General features: G+C 70.7%; 12 protein-coding genes. 7 read left to right on the forward strand and 5 right to left on the reverse strand.

Annotated features, from left to right (window positions below):
• Positions 1-121: 121 nt before the first annotated feature.
• The 4 genes from KUM49_RS40440 to KUM49_RS40455 all read left to right on the forward strand — a co-directional run bounded on the left by KUM49_RS40440 (position 122) and on the right by KUM49_RS40455 (position 3,926).
• A complete protein-coding gene (locus KUM49_RS40440; RefSeq protein WP_217241927.1) occupies positions 122-1,006 on the forward strand; it encodes an ABC transporter permease in 885 nt (294 codons plus the stop codon).
• Positions 979-1,719, forward strand: a complete 741-nt coding sequence (locus tag KUM49_RS40445; RefSeq protein WP_217241928.1) for an ABC transporter ATP-binding protein — start codon at positions 979-981, stop codon at positions 1,717-1,719. Before KUM49_RS40440 ends, KUM49_RS40445 begins: the two co-directional genes overlap by 28 nt.
• Before the next feature lie 41 nt (positions 1,720-1,760).
• Entirely contained in the window at positions 1,761-2,786 is a 1,026-nt protein-coding gene (locus tag KUM49_RS40450; RefSeq protein ID WP_217241929.1) for an ABC transporter substrate-binding protein, read from the forward strand.
• Between the two features lie 63 nt (positions 2,787-2,849).
• Positions 2,850-3,926: an NAD(P)-binding domain-containing protein gene (locus KUM49_RS40455; RefSeq protein ID WP_217241930.1), complete on the forward strand. Its 1,077-nt coding sequence runs from the start codon at positions 2,850-2,852 to the stop codon at positions 3,924-3,926.
• A 13-nt stretch (positions 3,927-3,939) separates the two neighbouring features.
• Here the strand turns inward: KUM49_RS40455 and mltG are convergent, their stop codons facing one another.
• Positions 3,940-4,782: an endolytic transglycosylase MltG gene (gene mltG, locus KUM49_RS40460; protein ID WP_217241931.1), complete on the reverse strand. Its 843-nt coding sequence runs from the start codon at positions 4,780-4,782 to the stop codon at positions 3,940-3,942.
• A 43-nt stretch (positions 4,783-4,825) separates the two neighbouring features.
• Positions 4,826-6,643, reverse strand: a complete 1,818-nt coding sequence (locus KUM49_RS40465; protein WP_217241932.1) for an ABC transporter ATP-binding protein — start codon at positions 6,641-6,643, stop codon at positions 4,826-4,828.
• A 93-nt stretch (positions 6,644-6,736) separates the two neighbouring features.
• Between KUM49_RS40465 and KUM49_RS40470 the strand changes: the two genes are divergently transcribed.
• Positions 6,737-7,192: a MarR family winged helix-turn-helix transcriptional regulator gene (locus KUM49_RS40470; RefSeq protein WP_217241933.1), complete on the forward strand. Its 456-nt coding sequence runs from the start codon at positions 6,737-6,739 to the stop codon at positions 7,190-7,192.
• Positions 7,193-7,260: 68 nt separating this feature from the next.
• Here the strand turns inward: KUM49_RS40470 and KUM49_RS40475 are convergent, their stop codons facing one another.
• The 3 genes from KUM49_RS40475 to KUM49_RS40485 all read right to left on the reverse strand — a co-directional run bounded on the left by KUM49_RS40475 (position 7,261) and on the right by KUM49_RS40485 (position 11,341).
• Positions 7,261-8,736 (reverse strand): cation:dicarboxylate symporter family transporter, encoded by a 1,476-nt coding sequence (locus KUM49_RS40475; protein WP_217241934.1) that lies wholly within the window; start codon positions 8,734-8,736, stop codon positions 7,261-7,263.
• 172 nt (positions 8,737-8,908) lie between these two features.
• Positions 8,909-10,531 carry a peptide-N4-asparagine amidase gene (locus tag KUM49_RS40480; RefSeq protein WP_217241935.1) on the reverse strand — a complete coding sequence of 541 codons (1,623 nt, stop codon included), beginning with the start codon at positions 10,529-10,531 and terminating at the stop codon, positions 8,909-8,911.
• A gap of 57 nt (positions 10,532-10,588) precedes the next feature.
• Positions 10,589-11,341: a L,D-transpeptidase family protein gene (locus KUM49_RS40485; RefSeq protein WP_217241936.1), complete on the reverse strand. Its 753-nt coding sequence runs from the start codon at positions 11,339-11,341 to the stop codon at positions 10,589-10,591.
• Between the two features lie 186 nt (positions 11,342-11,527).
• Between KUM49_RS40485 and KUM49_RS40490 the strand changes: the two genes are divergently transcribed.
• Both KUM49_RS40490 and KUM49_RS40495 read left to right on the forward strand, forming a co-directional pair.
• Complete coding sequence (locus KUM49_RS40490) at positions 11,528-13,324, forward strand: ABC transporter ATP-binding protein (protein ID WP_217241937.1); 1,797 nt, start codon at positions 11,528-11,530, stop codon at positions 13,322-13,324.
• A complete protein-coding gene (locus KUM49_RS40495; protein WP_217241938.1) occupies positions 13,321-15,102 on the forward strand; it encodes an ABC transporter ATP-binding protein in 1,782 nt (593 codons plus the stop codon). The genes KUM49_RS40490 and KUM49_RS40495 overlap by 4 nt, the downstream gene beginning before the upstream one ends.
• The last annotated feature ends 164 nt before the right edge of the window (positions 15,103-15,266 follow it).

The raw sequence follows: 15,266 nt of genomic DNA on the forward strand, positions 1-15,266 counted from the left end.
GCCGTTCCTCGGCCCCCCTTCGCCCGCGCTGCAGCACGCCCGCGTGCTCTGACCCGCCGGTGACGTCGCGGGGCCGAGACGCGCGCCCCTCCCCCGGACGCTCACCTCCCGTGGAGCACTCATGAGCATCAGCCATGCCCCGCCCGGCTCGCCAAAACCTGATATTTCCCCTATGTCGCATCCAGGTGCGACCGCGCCGGAACCGGACCTCGAACCCATCCTCCCCAGCTCCTCCCGCCGCACCCGTGTCCCCCGCTGGCTCCGCCGCACCACCGGTCCGCTCCTGCTGCTCACGCTGTGGCAACTCCTCAGCAGCACCGGTGTGTTGACCGCCGACGTGCTCGCATCGCCGGGTCGGATCGCCCAGGTCGCCCGGGACCTGGTCGCCGACGGTTCACTGGGCTCCGCCATGGGCACCTCGTTGCAGCGCGTGGCGGTCGGACTGCTGCTGGGCACTGTCGTCGGTACCGGACTCGCCCTCGTCTCGGGCCTGTTCCGGATCGGCGAGGACCTGGTGGACGCACCCGTCCAGATGCTGCGGACCGTGCCCTTCGTGGGACTGATCCCGCTGTTCATCATCTGGTTCGGCATCGGCGAGGCTCCGAAGGTCGCCATCATCACGCTCGGTGTGACGTTCCCGCTCTATCTCAACGTGTACGCCGGCATCCGTGGCGTCGACGCCCAGCTGATCGAGGCCGGGGAGTCCCTCGGCCTGTCGCGGTGGGGGCTCGTGCGGCACGTCGTCCTGCCGGGAGCGCTGCCCGGGGCCATGACCGGCCTGCGCTACTCCCTCGGCATCGCCTGGCTCGCCCTGGTCTTCGCGGAACAGATCAACGCGGACTCCGGGATCGGCTTCCTCATGGTGCAGGCGCGGGACTTCCTGCGGACCGACGTGATCGTCGTCTGCCTGATCGTCTACGCCTTCCTCGGCCTGCTGGCCGACTTCGTCGTCCGTACCCTCGAAAGGCTGCTGCTGCAATGGCGACCGACGTTCACCGGCCGATAGACACACGATCGGCGGTACGCGTCGAAGGGCTCACCCGCTCCTTCGACGGCCGCCCGGTCATCGACGACCTCCAACTGGACCTCAAAAAGGGCGAGTTCGTCGCCCTGATCGGCCGCAGCGGCTGCGGCAAGTCCACCCTGCTGCGCATCCTCGCCGGCCTCGACCGGGACATCGAGGGCACCGTCCTGGTGCCGCGCCGCAAGGCCGTCGCCTTCCAGGCGCCGCGTCTGATGCCGTGGAAGAAGGTGTGGCGCAACGTGCTGCTCGGGCTGCCCGGCAAGCCCGAACGCGCCGTCGCCGAGCAGGCCCTCACCGAGGTCGGTCTGAGTCACCGTTCCGACGCCTGGCCCAAGACCCTCTCCGGCGGCGAGGCCCAACGCGCCTCGCTGGCCCGTGCCTTGGTCCGTGAGCCCGATCTGCTGCTGCTCGACGAGCCGTTCGGCGCACTCGACGCGCTCACCCGCATCAAGGCCCAGCGTCTGGTGGGCGAGTTGTGGCAGCGCCGCGGATGTGCCGTGCTGCTCGTCACGCACGACGTCGAGGAGGCGGTCCTGCTCGCCGACCGCGTCCTGGTCATGGACGACGGAGTCATCGCGCACGAGCAGGAGATCGGCCTCGACCGCCCTCGCGACATCACCGACCCGCGCTTCGCCGCACTGCGCGCCGGACTCCTGGAACGTCTGGGCGTCGACACCGCCGCCGAAGCCGCCTGACCTCCTCTCCACCACCCTCAGCCAGCCAGAACGGAACCACCATGCGACGACGCCTCGCCCCCGCCGCACTGCTCCTCCCCTTCGCCCTGCTGCTCACCGCCTGCGGCGGGAACTCTGCCGCCTCCACGGGTGGCGACACCGACGGCCAGGGCTCCCTGACGCTGAACGTCGGTGACCAGAAGGGCGGTTCGGAGGCCATCCTGCGCGCCGCCGACGAGCTGAAGAACCTCGACTACAAGATCAAATGGTCTACCTTCACCTCCGGTCCACCACTGTTGGAGGCCGTCAACGCGAAGGCCGTCGACATCGGCGGCGTCGGCAACACCCCGCCCGTCTTCGCGGCCGGCGCCGGTTCGAAGATCACGGTCGTGTCCGCCTGGCACGGCACTTCCCAGGGCGACGCCATCCTGGTGCCGAACAGCTCGAAACTGACCAGGCCCGAGGACCTCAAGGGCAGGTCGGTCGCCGTGGCGCAGGGCTCGTCCGCGCACTACCAGCTGGTCGCCTCCCTGAAGGCGGCCGGGCTGAGCGTCGCCGACATCAAGGTCAAGTACCTCCAGCCGGCCGACGCGCTGGCCGCGTTCACGTCCGGCAGCGTCGACGCGTGGGCGGTCTGGGACCCGTACACCTCGCAGATCCTCCAGGCCAAGCAGGGCCGCGTCCTGACGACCGGCGAGGGGGTGACGAACGGGCTGACCTTCCAGGTGGCGGCGCCCGGCGCACTGAAGGACAAGAAGAAGACCGCGGCGATCAAGGACTACCTGGAGCGGCTGCGGAGGGCGACCTCCTGGGTCCACGACCATCAGGAGGAGTGGGCGAAGGTCTGGGCGAAGGACACCGGGCTGCCCTACGACGTGGCACTGGCCTCGGTGCGGCGCACCAACGCGACGCGGATCTCCGTCGCCGTCGACAAGCAGCTCATCGCCTCCGAGCAGGAGATCGCCGACGCGTTCACCGAGCTGAAGCTGATCCCGCACAAGGTGGACTTCGGCGCCTTCGTGGACACGCGGTTCAACGGTGACCTGCCGGCGTCGACCACGCCGGCCCGCGCCTCCGGCGGCTCCTGACAGGGCCGGCGGACATACCGGGCCCCCGGGAAGACCCACGACCGCCTCACTGTTAGTAGAACCGTGAACAACACGCGCGAGGTCGATGTGGTCGTCATAGGCGCCGGTCAGGCAGGACTGGCCGGCGCCTATCACCTGCGGCGCACCGGCTTCGAGCCGGACCGCGACTTCGTGGTGCTCGACCACTCCCCCGGGCCCGGCGGCGCCTGGCAGTTCCGGTGGCCCTCACTGACGTACGGCAAGGTGCACGGGATGCACTCCCTGCCCGGCCTGGAACTCACGGACGGCGACCCGGCACGGCCGTCCTCCCAGGTCGTCGCCGAGTACTTCGCCACGTACGAGCGCACCTTCGACCTGCGCGTACGGCGGCCTGTGGACGTGCGTGCCGTGCACGAGGGCGCCGGCGGGCGGCTGCTCGTCGAGACGTCTGCCGGGAGCTGGGCGACGCGGGCGCTGATCAACGCGACCGGGACCTGGGACCGGCCGTTCTGGCCGCGCTATGCGGGCCAGGAGACCTTCCGGGGACGGCAGTTGCACACCGCGCAGTACCCCGGGCCCGAGGAGTTCGCCGGGCAGCGGGTCCTGGTGGTGGGCGGAGGGGCGTCCGGCACCCAGCTTCTGCTGGAGATCGCTCCGTACGCGGCCGCCACCTCCTGGGTCACCCGGCGGCCGCCCGTCTTCCGTGAGGGCCCCTTCGACGAGGACGCGGGCCGCGCGGCCGTCGCGCTCGTCGAGGAGCGGGTGCGGCAGGGGCTGGCGCCGAGCAGCGTGGTCTCGGTGACCGGGCTGCCGCTCAACGACGCGGTCCGGCAGGGGATCGAGGACGGGGTCCTGGACCGACTGCCGATGTTCGACCGGATCACACCCGACGGCGTGGAGTGGAGTGACGGACGACGCGTGGACGCCGACGTCATCCTGTGGGCGACCGGCTTCCGGGCCGCCATCGACCATCTTGCGCCGATGAAGCTGCGCGAGCCCGGCGGCGGTATTCGGGTCGACGGCACGCGGGCCGTCACCGATCCGCGGATCCACCTTGTCGGCTACGGCCCGTCGGCGAGCACCATCGGCGCCAACCGGGCGGGCCGTGCCGCCGTACGTGACATCAGGCGGCTGCTCGCCCAGGAGCCGGTCGCCGCGTGAGCGCCCCCCGCGGTCACCGCGTGGACCGCGGGCTCGCCTTCCGGTGGGCGTTAAACTCCGCCACATTGCGCTGGTGCTCGGCGTAGTCGGCGGTGAAGCGGGTGTCGCCGGGCTTGACCGTGACGAAGTACAGCCAGTCGCCCGGGGACGGGTTGATCGCGGCGCGCACCGCGTCCTCGCCCGGGTTGTCGATGGGGGTGGGAGGCAGGCCCATGCGCTGGTACGAGTTGTAGGGGCTCTCGATCCGCGTGTCGGCGGCGGTGGTCTTCAGCGTGAAGCGGTTCAGCGCGTAGTTGAGGGTGGAGTCCATCTGCAGTGGCATGCCGCGCTCCAGGCGGTTGAAGACGACCCGGGCCACCTTGCCCATGTCCGCCTTGGTGGCCGCCTCGGCCTGGACGATGCTCGCGATGGTGACCGCCTGGTAGACGTTCATCGCGTTGCGCTGCGCGCCCGCCGCGATCGGGGCGCCGTTGAACCTGCGGTTCGCGGTGTCGACCATGAACGTCAGAAGCGCCTCGGGCGTCGCCTTCTCCCGGAGCGGGTACGTCGCCGGGAAGAGGTAGCCCTCCGGGTTGCCGTCCGCGTCGGCCGGCAGCTTCAGGTGGGCCTTGGCCAGGGATTTCTTGGCACTGCCGGCGGGCAGGGCGAGGGCCTTGTCGACCGCGTCGTACACCTGGCCGGCCCGCCAGCCCTCCGGGATCACCAGCGTCCTGGGCTTCGGCTCCGCGTCACCGTCCAGGCTCAGCAGCGGCACCGCCACGGCGGTGCCGGCCACGACGGCCCCGGTCGCGATGAGGGCGACCCGGCCCCGGCGCGTCAGTCGAATCGTGCTCCGTGGCGGAGTGTTCATGTGCATGCGGGCACGGTAACCCGCTAAAGCACACAAATCCGGCATATCGTCATCTTGTCGGCTCCAGTCGGGCGTCCTGGCGGACCAGCGCCGCGTACCGCCCGTCCAGCTCCAACAGCTCCTCGTGCGTGCCCTGTTCGGCGATGCGCCCGGCCTCCAGGACCATGATCTGGTCGGCACCCCGAATGGTGGACAGGCGGTGCGCGATGGTGAGGGTGGTGCGGTTGGCGGAGAGTGCGTCGATGGCCTCCTGGACGGCGTGTTCGGTGCCGGTGTCCAGGGCGCTGGTCGCCTCGTCGAGGATCAGCACGGGAGGGTCGCGCAGGATCGTGCGGGCGATCGCCAGGCGCTGCTTCTCGCCGCCGGAGAAACGGTGACCGCGCTCGCCGACGACCGTCTCGTAGCCGTCGGGCAGGGAGGCGATGTGGTCGTGGATCTGTGCCGCCTTCGCCGCCTGCTCGATCTCCTCGTCGGTGGCGTCCGGCTTGGCGAAGCGCAGGTTGTCGGCGACCGTGGCGTGGAAGAGGTAGGTCTCCTGGGAGACGACGCCGACCGCGCGCGCGAGGGTGTCGAAGTCGAGGTCGCGGACGTCGACCCCGTCGAGGGTGAGGCGGCCGCCCGTCACGTCGTACAGCCGCGGCACGAGATAGCCGAGGGTGGACTTCCCGGCGCCGGTCGGTCCGACGACCGCGAGGCTGCCGCCGGCGGGGACGGTGACGTCGATGCCGTCTAGGACGGGGCTCACCTTGTTGTCGTCGCTGCCGTCGCCGTCGTAGCGGAACTCGACGTTCTCGAAGCGCACCTCGCCCTTGACGTGGTCCAGGCGGACCGGGTGCTCGGGCTCGGTGATGTCGATCGGCAGGTCGAGATACTCGAAGATGCGCTGGAAGAGCGCGAGCGAGGCCTGGATCTGGACGCCGGTCGACAACAGGCTGACCGCCGGGCGGAACAGGCCCTGCTGAAGCGAGACGAAGGCGACGATGGTGCCGATGGAGATCTCGGGGCCGCCCGACTGGAGGGCGAGGCCCGCGGTCCAGTAGATGACGGCGGGCATGGCGGCCATGACGATCGAGATGACGGCCATGCGCCAGCGGCCGGCCATGCTCGACCGCACTTCGAGGTCGACCAGCTGCTCGGACTCCTCGGAGAAGCTCCTCGTCAGCGAGTCGGAGCGGCCCATCGTGCGGCCGAGCAGGATGCCGCTGACCGACAGCGACTCGGTGACGCTCGCGGCCATCGCCGCCATCTGCTTCTGGCGTTGGGTGGTGATCCGCTTGCGCTCGTTGCCGACCCGGCGGCTGATCCACACGAAGACCGGCAGCAGCAGCAGGGACACGACCGTCAGGCGCCAGTCGAGGACGACCATCGCGATGATCGTGGCGACCACGCTGGTCAGGTTGGAGACCAGGGAGGTGGCGGTCGAGGTGACCGTGGCCTGCATGCCGCCGATGTCGTTGGCGATGCGGGACTGGACCTCGCCGGTGCGGGTGCGCGTGAAGAAGGCGAGGGACATGCGCTGCAGGCGGCCGTACACCGCGGTGCGCAGGTCGTGCATGACACGCTGGCCGACCGTGGTGGAGATGAGGGTCTGCAGCACGCCGAAGACGCTGGTGAGGACGGCGCTGAGGATCATGCCGAGCGCCAGAAGGCTCAGCAGTCCGGTGCGGCCCTCGGGGATGGCGACGTCCAGTGTCTCCTTCAGCAGGAACGGGGTCGCCACGGTGACCAGGGACGCGGCGCCGACCAGCAGACCGACGACGCCGAGCCGGGCGCGGTAGGGCTTGAACAGCTTGAGGATGCGGCGCACCTGGCGGGGTTCGTCGGCCGGGGTGCTGGAAGAGGAGGTCCGGGTGATGTCTTCGCGCATGGCTCCTACGGAGGGTGAGGGGGTCGGGACTGACGGAGCTTAGCTCATTGTTACCTATGCTCACAATGAACTTAGTCCTGATATTGTTCCCGTATGACCACCCCCGATCCCGACGGCGTGCTCGCCGAGCAGTTGCTGCGGCTCACCCGTCGTGTGCACCGGATCCAGAAGCGGCACCTGGAGCGGCGCGATCTCGGCGTCACGCCGGCCCAGTCCCGCCTGTTGCGCACTCTCGCGCACTGCGACTCGCCGCCCCGCATGGCCGACCTCGCCGACCGGCTGGAAGTGGTGCCCCGGGCGGTGACGACCCTCGTCGACGGTCTCGAGGCGAGCGGCAAGGTACGACGGGTTCCGGACCCGACCAACCGCCGGGTGATCCGCATCGAGCTCACCGACGACGGGCACAAGGCGATGCTGGAGCTACGGGGTGCGCGCCGGGCCGCCGCGGAGGAGATCCTGGCACCGCTGAGCGACGAACAACGTGAGGTGCTCGGCGGATTGCTGGTCACGCTGGTGGACGGGACGCCGGTGCGGGGGCGGAACTGCTGAACCCCGCAGGCCGCGGCCGCCGCTCCGTAGTGCTGGAGCGGCGGCCGCGGCCTGCGGGCGGGGTATCCTCAACCGGCCTCGGGGGCCGGTTCCTTGGACGACTGCGCGGGTACGGCGGAGAGCGGTTCCTCGGGGGCGGCGTTCTTGAGGGCGGGCTCCTTGGCGGCTGCGTTCTCGGTCTCGACGACGGCCTTCTCGGTGGCCATCTCGGTGTCGGCCGTAGGCACGCTCTCGTCGTCGTCCGCCGACGGCACGAACTCGCCGTCCAGAACCTTCTTCGCCCTGTCGGCGTCCAGGGCGCCTTCCCAGCGGGAGACGGCGAAGACGGCGACGCAGTTGCCTAGCAGGTTCGTCACGACGCGCATCGAGTCCATGATGCGGTCCACACCGAGCAGCAGAGCGACGGCACCGGCCGGGATGGCCCCCAGCGAGGAGGCGGTCGCGGACAGGGCGAGGAAGGCCGAACCCGGGATGCCGGCCATGCCCTTGCTGGTCAGCATCAGCACGAGAACCACCGTGATCTGCTGACCGAGGCTCAGGTCCACGCCGACGGCCTGGGCGATGAACAGCGTGCCGATGGACAGGTAGAGCGAGGCTCCGTCGAGGTTGAAGGAGTATCCCGTCGGCAGCACCAGGCCGACCGCGTCGTCGCGGGCACCGGCCTTGCGCAGTTTCTGCATCACGCGCGGCATGACGGACTCGGTGGAGGCGGTGCCGAGCGCGAGAAGCATCTCCTCGCGGATGTAGCGGACGAACTTCCAGAGGCTGAGTCCGGTGACCACCTTGAGGGCGACGGCGAGCAGCAGGATGAAGAGCGCGGCGGCCACGTAGCACAGGATGATCAGCTTGGCGTACGTCTCGATCACGCCGAGACCGTACTGGCCGATCAGGACGGCCATCGCACCGAACACCGCGATCGGGGCGAGGCGCATGATGAAGCCGACGACCGCGAAGATGATCTCCTGCGCCTGCTCGATGGCGGGCAGGACCTGGGGCACCTTGGTGTGCCCGAGGTGGAGCAGCGCGGCGCCCACCAGGCAGGCCAGGATGAGCACCTGCAGTAGGGAGTTCTCGGCGAAGGCGCCGACGAAGCTGGTGGGAATCGCGTCGACGACGAACTCGGTCGTCGAGGGCAGCGAGCCGCCGCCCGTCTTCGCGTCCACCGCGGAGGTGTTGAGCGTGGACGGGTCGACGTTCATCCCCGAGCCGGGCTGGACGAGGTTGGCGGCGACGAGGCCGATGATCAGGGCGAGGGTGCTCGCGACCTCGAACCAGATCAGCGCCTTGAGCCCGATCCGGCCGAACGCCTTGAGGTCACCGGCCTTGGCGATGCCGACGACGACCACACAGAACACCAGCGGCGAGATGATCGTCTTGATGAGCCGCGTGAAACCGTCGCCGAGCGGCTGGAGATCCGTGGCCACGTCGGGCCACAGCTTCCCGACGACGATTCCGAGCACGAGCGCGCAGGCGACCTGCGCGAAGAGAGAGGTACGCAGTATGCGTGCGACGCGTCGCGGCAGAGACGGGACGGACGGCGGCACGGGCACTCCTTGAGGGGGGACGGTGATCCACAGAAGCGGGGGACGGGACTTCTGCGATACGGAAAGCGGTTTCCGTGCCGATCACTCTGGAGGCGCCGTTGATCGCCCACAAGACCTCTGTGTTGCAGCCGCGTAAATCACGTCTCGTGTGACGCATCGCACACAACTGCCCTCAGCAGCCCCTGTGATCCTCGGTCAACACCCCCTGAACGGTGCTCAGCGAGCGGTCGTAGCACCCGCTCGAACCGCGCATCCGGTAGCGCTCACCCGTCGTGCCGACCGCGTGCCGCTGGTCGCGCGGCACGTTCACCGTGTACGTCGCGTCGCCGGCGTAGGTGTCGTCGAGCCGCGACCACGCGGTGCGCCGGCCACCCACCGACTCGTCGACCGCGGCACGGTCACCGAGGGTCAGCACGGTGCGCAGCCGGTCGGCCGCGCCCAGCGTGGTCGTGCCGTCCATCGTGTACGTCCGGCGGGTCTGCGTCGTGCGAGCCGGTCCGCGTCCCTCGACCGTGACCGACTCGTCGTCCGTCCACACGGCGTCCAGCGTGTCCGTGGTCTCGCCGTCGGTCCAGCGATGCGTGGAGGTGTTCGCCAGGGAGCGGCTGACGGTGGTCGTCACCCGGCCGTGCGAGGTGTCTACGTATCCGGCGACGGTCAGCCGGTGGTCACCCTCGGTGTCCACCCGGTGCTCCACCCCGGGCGTGTACGTCGAGGAGTCGTCGAGGTCGCCGGCCCGGTGCGCGGTGAGCTTCCCGGTGACGTGCGCCTTCTTCGCGTCCTGCCAGACGAGGACGTTCACGGGCACGCTCCAGCCGCTCTGCCCCTCGGCCACGCCGACGACGGAGACCTCCACGCGGTGCGGGCGGCCGTCGTTGAGGAGACCGGCGAAGGGCGTCAGGTCGTATTCGATCGGCTTGATGTCGAAGGCGCGCGGTCCCGGAACGACGTACCAGAGGAAGGGATTGGACCAGCCGCCGGTCCACACGGTCGGGAACGGGGCGGCGATGCCCGCGAGTTGCCCGTCGACCTTGACCTGCACCTCGCGATAAGGACCACCGTCGGCCCGGCAGGAGTACGGCGCCTCCTCGGGAACCGTCAGATACCAGTACTCCTCACAGCCGCCGCCGGATCCGGTGGCGTACACCTCGGCGAGGATGCGTTCGCTGTTGCGCGGAGTGGTGAGGGTGGACCGGTCGTCGAGGGTCAGGACCCGGTCCGGCGTGGCGGCCGGCTTGCCCGCGTAGAACGTCAGCGTGACCTTGACGTCGATGATCCCGGTGTACGTGTCGTCGACGACGTTCCCGATGAGCATCTCGACGTCCTGGCTGCCGCGGAGGGTGTCGCTGTAGCGCGTGACGTCCTTCTCGACGGACCACTCGATGCCGTCGGGCGAGGGCTGGGGCGTGGACGTACGGAAGATCTCGACCCCGCCCAGGTGCAGATATCCGAGCCGGTCGAACTGCCGTCCCCTGACCGTGCCGTCCATGCGCAGCACGACCTTGCTCCAGCTGTCGCCGCAGCCCCCCGGGGGCGTGTACATGCCCTTGTAGGGGGTGAAGTCGCGGAACCGCGCTTCGGCGACGGTGACCTGGCAGGACCTTCCGGCGGGCTTGGTGATGGGCGGGGCGGCCGTGATGGGGTCGCGCCAGTCGCTGCCGAACTCGACGGGGACTTCGGCGGATTGGGGTGGGGCGCTACCGGATTCCGCGGCAGGCGCGGGTGTCGCCCCGAGGAGGGTGCTCGCCAGGAGGGTTCCTCCGGCGAGCATGGACATGATGATCCGTCTCTTCATGGCCGGTGTTCTACGGCGAGTCGGGCGTCCCCCGCAATGAGGCCTCCCGCGTGAGCCCTACGTCTTCAGGCCGGCCCTGTCCCCCATCACCACCACGGGATGCCGATCCGGGTCGAGCGTCCGCAGCAGATACCGCATCGCCGGCTCCGGCAGGCTGACGCACGCCGACGTACCGCTGCCGTGGTCCAGGTGCAGCCAGATCCCGCCACCCTTGGAGGTGCCTTCGGGGCGGGTCGGATCGTTCGGCGGGGTGCCCTTGACGCGGTTGTAGTCGATGGCGATGACGTGGTCGAAGTCGTGCCAGTACGACTTCGGCCACCAGCGCGGGGCCGCGAACGCGCTGGATCGCGTGTACGGGAGCTCGGCCCCCGGGTCCCGCAGCACGCCGCCCGCGTCGCTGAGCGTGAACACACCGACCGGGCTGCGGTCGTCGTCCTCGCGATGGTCGGCGGTCCAGCCCTTCTTGCCGTTGTGTGCCGGCCAGCTGCGGGTCCGGTCCCAGGCTGTGCCGTGCTTCGTGTAGAGCACGACCACGGAGTCCGCAGAGTTTCTGGCTTCGCCGTAGACCGCCACGACCTGGCGGGAGTCGGCGGGGATGCGCCGCTGCAGCCGGTCACCGACAACGGGGATGCGGGTCGTGCGCGTCGGGTCGGCGCCGGCCGGGCGGGTCGGTGCGGCCTTCCCGACGGAGCCCGCGTCCCCTTTGCCGCTCGGCTCGGCGCCGCCCCCGCACGCGGACGTGACCGCCAGAAGCAACCCAACGACCACCGACGCCACCACCGCACGCCCTGCACCGCTGCCCCGCCGCATCGCTCCATGGTCCCACCAGCACAGGGAGCCGGGTCTGCGCACCGGGTGCCGGTCCGCACCGGTAGCCGGTTCTGTGCACCGCAGCGAAAAACCGGTTGCCTCCGAGCACGTTGCGACGCGAACCTTTCACGGTTTGCTGCCGCCGTTCGCGGCTCCCTCCCCCCTGACACGAGCCACTGGGACGTCATGCAGATCCAAGACCTTCCGTATCCCGATCCGGGCGTGCCCGACGCGCGCTCAGGTCCCCGATTCCTGTGGTGGCTCTTCCGGAATCAGCTGAGAGGCCAGCTCAAGTCACTGGCATGGGGACTGCTGCACTTCCTGTCCGTCTCCGCGCTGCCGTTCTGTGTGGGTCTCGCCGTCCAGGCCGTCGTCGACGACTCCGGGCGGCGACTCGCTCTCGCCGGCGGGCTGCTGGCGCTGTGCTGCGCCGGGCAGGCGATCGGCGACACCTTCCTGCACCGCACCGCCGTCACCAACTGGATCACGGCGGCCGCCCGCGTCCAGCAGTTGCTGGCCCACAAGGCCGCCCAGCTGGGCTCGGCACTGACCCGGCGCGTGGCGGCCGGCGAGGTCGTGGCCGTCTCCACGGGTGACGTCGAGAAGATCGGCTGGTTCGTCGAGGCCTGGTCGCGGTTCACCGCTGCGGCGGTCACCGTCGTGCTGGTCTGCGTCGGCCTGGTCGTCTACGAACCCGCGCTCGGCGCAGTCGTCGCCGTGGGCCTGCCGGTGCTGGCACTGTCGGTGCTGCCGCTGCTGCCCCGCGCGACCCGGCGTGCCGACTTCCAGCGCGAGAAGGCCGGACGGGCCACCGAACTCGCCTCGGACACCGTCGCCGGACTGCGCGTGCTGCGCGGCATCGGTGGCGAGGAACTCTTCCTCGACCGCTACCGCCGTGCCTCCCAGGAGGTCCGCCACGCGGCCGTGCGCAGCGCCCGGATGTGGGCCCTCATCTCCGCGATCCAGGTGCTGCTGCCGGGGCTGCTGATGGTCGCGGTCGTCTGGTACGGCGTCCAGCTGGCCCGGCAGGGCCGCATCGGCGTCGGCGAACTGGTCACCGTCTACAGCTCGGTCATGGTCCTCACCTATCCCCTGCGCCACTTCGAAGAGATCGCGATGGCCTACTCCTTCTCGCGCCCCTCGGCCAAACGGGCCGCGCGTGTGCTGTCGCTGGAGCGGGCGACCGACACCGTCGGGTCGCGGGCCGCCGAGGTGCCCTCCGGTGACCTGTACGACCCGGCGACCGGTCTGCTCGCCCCCTCCGGCCGGTTCACCGCGGTGGTCTGCGGCGACCCGGACACGGCTGGGCGCCTGGCGGAACGGCTGGGCGGCCACCCCTCGGAGGAAGGCGCGTCGGTACTGCTGGGCGGTGTGCCTCTCGACGAGCTCCCGCTCGACTCCGCCCGGACGGCCGTCCTCGTCCAGGACAAGGATCCGGTCCTGCTGTCCGGTTCACTGCGCGAGCTGCTCGACGTGCCCGCGTCGGGTGACGTCGACGCCGCGAAGGCCCTGGCGGCCGCACAGTGCGGGGATGTGCTGACCGCCCTGGTCCAGGGGTCGCTCGGCGCCGAGGATCCGATGGACGCCCGCATCACCGAACGCGGACGCTCCCTGTCCGGCGGCCAGCGCCAGCGGCTCGCCCTGGCCCGGTCGCTGCTCACCGACCCGGAGGTACTGGTCCTTGACGAGCCGACCTCCGCCGTCGACTCGCACACCGAGGCACGGATCGCGGAGAGCGTGCGCGAGCTGCGGGCGGGGCGCACGACCGTGCTGTTCACCTCCTCGCCCCTGCTCCTCGACCGCGCGGACCGAGTCGTCCTGGTGCACGACGGCGAGGTCGTGGCGGTCGGCGTACATCGCGAACTCGTCCACCAGGACGCCCGGTACCGGGCGGTCGTGACCCGCGAGACCGACGAGGAGACCGCCCTGAACGGCGTACTCGAAGAGCTCGACGAACTGACAGAAATCGAGGAGACAGCATGATCGGCGTGGCGCCACCGGCGTACGACCCGGCGGCCCCGACGACAGCGAACACGCTGCCCGTCGGAGCCTCCGCGACCGTACGCGCCTACGTGGCCGAACTGTTCCGCCGACACCGCCGCGCCTTCCTGCTCCTCATCACCGTCAACACGGTCGCCGTGCTTGCCTCGATGGTCGGCCCCTGGCTGCTGGGCGGCCTCGTGGAGCGGCTGTCGGACGGCGCGCGTGAACTCCATCTGGAGCTGACCGCCACGCTGTTCGTGGCAGCGCTCGTCGTCCAGGCCGTGTTCGTGCGCGCGGTGCGGCTGCGCGGCGCGATGCTCGGCGAGCGGATGCTGGCCGACCTGCGCGAGGACTTCCTCGTGCGGTCGGTCGGGCTGCCGCCGGGCGTCCTGGAGCGGGCCGGGACCGGCGACCTGCTGTCCCGGATCACGACGGACATCGACCGGCTCGGCAACGCGATGCGCGAGGCCGTGCCCCAGCTCGCGATCGGCGTGGTGTGGACGGCCCTGCTGCTGGGCGGGCTGGTGATCACGGCACCGCCGCTGGCGGCCGCCGTGCTGATCGCCCTTCCGCTGCTGGTCGTCGGCTGCCGCTGGTATTTCCGCCGGGCGCCGTCCGCCTACCGTTCGGAGGCCGCCGGATACGCCACCGTGGCAGCCGCGCTCGCCGAGACCGTGGACGCCGGGCGCACCGTCGAGGCCCACCGGCTCGCCCACCGCCGTATCGAACTGTCCGAGCGCCGGATCAAGCAGTGGACCGCCTGGGAGCGCTACACACTGTGGCTGCGGTCGGTGCTCTTTCCTGTCATCAACGTCACCCATGTCACCGTGCTCGGCTCGGTCCTGATGCTCGGCGGGGTGTTCGCCCTGCAGGGCTGGATCGACGTCGGTCAGCTGACGACCGGTGCGCTGATCGCACAGATGCTCGTGGACCCGGTGAACCTGATCCTGCGCTGGTTCGACGAGCTCCAGGTCGCCGAGGTGTCGCTGGCCCGGCTGGTCGGCGTCCGGGACATCGAACCGGATGCCGGGGATGCCGCGGTGGCCCCCGACGGGCGGAACGTGCACGCGGACCGGGTCCACTTCGGCTACGTCGAGGGCGTGGACGTGCTGCGCAAGGTCTCCCTCGAGGTGGCCCCCGGCACCCGGCTGGCCCTGGTCGGCCCCTCGGGCGCGGGCAAGTCCACCCTGGGCAGACTGCTCGCCGGCGTCTACGCGCCCCGGGACGGCCGGATCACCCTCGGCGGCGCCGAACTCTCCCGGATGCCCGCGGAACGGGTCCGCGAGCACGTGGCCCTCGTCAACCAGGAACACCACGTCTTCGTGGGGGCCCTGCGCGACAACCTGCTGCTCGCCCGGACCGACGCCGACGACGCCGAGCTGTGGGCGGCGCTCGGTGCGGTCGACGCCGACGGCTGGGCTCGTGCGCTCGACGACGGCCTGGACACCGAGGTCGGTTCGGGCGGTCTGGCGCTCACTCCGGCCCAGGCCCAGCAGATCGCGCTGGCCCGCCTGGTGCTGGCCGACCCGCACACGCTGGTTCTGGACGAGGCGACCTCCCTCCTCGACCCGCGCGCGGCCCGGCACCTGGAACGCTCCCTCGCCCGTGTCCTCGACGGCCGCACGGTGATCGCCATCGCCCACCGACTGCACACCGCTCACGACGCGGACGTGATCGCCGTGGTCGAGAACGGCCGCATCAGCGAGCTGGGCAGCCACGACGAGCTGGTCACCGCGGACGGCGCGTACGCGGCGCTGTGGCGGTCCTGGCACGGGTGAGCGAGGGTTCCGCCCGCACCGCGGCCGCGGTGCGGGCGGGCGGACGGCGGCGGGTACGTCCCCGTGCGGGCTGCGCGGAGGCAGGTCCGCTGTGAGCCGTCCGCGGGCCGTCGTGCCCGTGGCGTTGCGCGGTTCCGAAAAGGGGTGGAAGGCTGGAAACCGGC

This window comes from Streptomyces sp. AC555_RSS877, assembly GCF_019049245.1.
Taxonomy (GTDB): domain Bacteria; phylum Actinomycetota; class Actinomycetes; order Streptomycetales; family Streptomycetaceae; genus Streptomyces.

Bases quoted from the DNA above. Each gene is read 5' to 3' on its own strand.
- KUM49_RS40440 (WP_217241927.1), top strand. From the start codon at position 122: ATGAGCATCAGCCATGCCCCGCCCGGCTCGCCAAAACCTGATATTTCC.
- KUM49_RS40445 (WP_217241928.1), top strand. From the start codon at position 979: ATGGCGACCGACGTTCACCGGCCGATAGACACACGATCGGCGGTACGC.
- KUM49_RS40450 (WP_217241929.1), top strand. From the start codon at position 1,761: ATGCGACGACGCCTCGCCCCCGCCGCACTGCTCCTCCCCTTCGCCCTG.
- mltG (WP_217241931.1), bottom strand. From the start codon at position 4,782: ATGCACATGAACACTCCGCCACGGAGCACGATTCGACTGACGCGCCGG.
- KUM49_RS40465 (WP_217241932.1), bottom strand. From the start codon at position 6,643: ATGCGCGAAGACATCACCCGGACCTCCTCTTCCAGCACCCCGGCCGAC.
- KUM49_RS40470 (WP_217241933.1), top strand. From the start codon at position 6,737: ATGACCACCCCCGATCCCGACGGCGTGCTCGCCGAGCAGTTGCTGCGG.
- KUM49_RS40480 (WP_217241935.1), bottom strand. From the start codon at position 10,531: ATGAAGAGACGGATCATCATGTCCATGCTCGCCGGAGGAACCCTCCTG.
- KUM49_RS40485 (WP_217241936.1), bottom strand. From the start codon at position 11,341: ATGCGGCGGGGCAGCGGTGCAGGGCGTGCGGTGGTGGCGTCGGTGGTC.
- KUM49_RS40490 (WP_217241937.1), top strand. From the start codon at position 11,528: ATGCAGATCCAAGACCTTCCGTATCCCGATCCGGGCGTGCCCGACGCG.
- KUM49_RS40495 (WP_217241938.1), top strand. From the start codon at position 13,321: ATGATCGGCGTGGCGCCACCGGCGTACGACCCGGCGGCCCCGACGACA.